1 protein-coding gene is annotated in these 884 nt (G+C 60.2%); it reads right to left on the bottom strand.

Translation table 11 applies throughout. The features are described 5' to 3' along the window. Positions 1–321 precede the first annotated feature (321 nt). Positions 322–884: class I SAM-dependent methyltransferase (locus ASB65_RS21045; RefSeq protein WP_060725271.1), on the bottom strand; the 563-nt coding region annotated here is incomplete at its 5' end.

The following is an 884-nucleotide window of genomic DNA, read 5'->3' as shown; positions in this document are numbered from 1 at the left end:
AATATCGCGCCAAGATCGACGAGGGGCGTGGTCTGTGCTTGAGTTTGATCTGCTGTTTTCGGCATGGTTGGCCCTCCCAAGGGTTTTATAGCGACCTTACTCTGTCACGGTGCGGGCCGTTGCTCACCCCTAATGGGATCTCAAGGCGCTAACATCGCTCGCGTTCGCAATCGCGCCTAATCGGAAACAGAAGATTAGCGCCCTGAACATAGGCTTCTCGCCGTCATCTAGGTCGCTCGCGTTGAAGTCACTGAAAGCTGGCCTTCCGCTCCGCGCGGGGTCACCTCATCCACGGCGTCCGCAATCGACGCGAACTGTGCATTATTTTGTCTTCTCATGCCGTCGGGCCAGCCACGCCCCCCAAAACAGGCTTTCGAAGAACCGAAGTGGGTGCTTGAAACCAGCGCCGGCCAGCAATGAAATGACTTCGTCTTCCGATCGGGGTGGCTCCGCACCCTGCAGAATCTTTCCCATTTTAGATTGGACCTCTTCGGGAGCGGCGCCGTTCATACGCCAGCGTGCTGCCCAGGCCGCCATGAGCAGGGGCTGCGACCCATACGCCCGGTAATTCCCCGCGACAATCAGGGGGGAATCAGGATGTAGCCGCGCTGCAATCTGCGTCAGAATATCCTGCTTCGCGGCGTCCCCCGGTAAATGGTGCAGCACGCCGATCATGATTGCTGCGTCAAACGACGGGGCTCTATCCAGATCGGCGACGGCTCCGAGAACCGTCTCCACCCGGTCAGACCCCTCGGCCCTGACCAGATGTTCGCGTGCAAGGTCAAGCATCGGCGCTGAAGGAGCGACGGCGACAAAAGACCATTGCGGTTCCAGCCGAGCGGCGGCGATGATTTCGCCCGCCGTGCCGCCAGCCCCGACAACCA

It is taken from the genome of Agrobacterium tumefaciens str. B6, from assembly GCF_001541315.1.
Classification (GTDB): Bacteria; Pseudomonadota; Alphaproteobacteria; order Rhizobiales; family Rhizobiaceae; genus Agrobacterium; species Agrobacterium radiobacter.
Note: the sequence above shows the minus strand (reverse complement) of the source record. Positions and strands in the feature narration are given on the sequence as shown.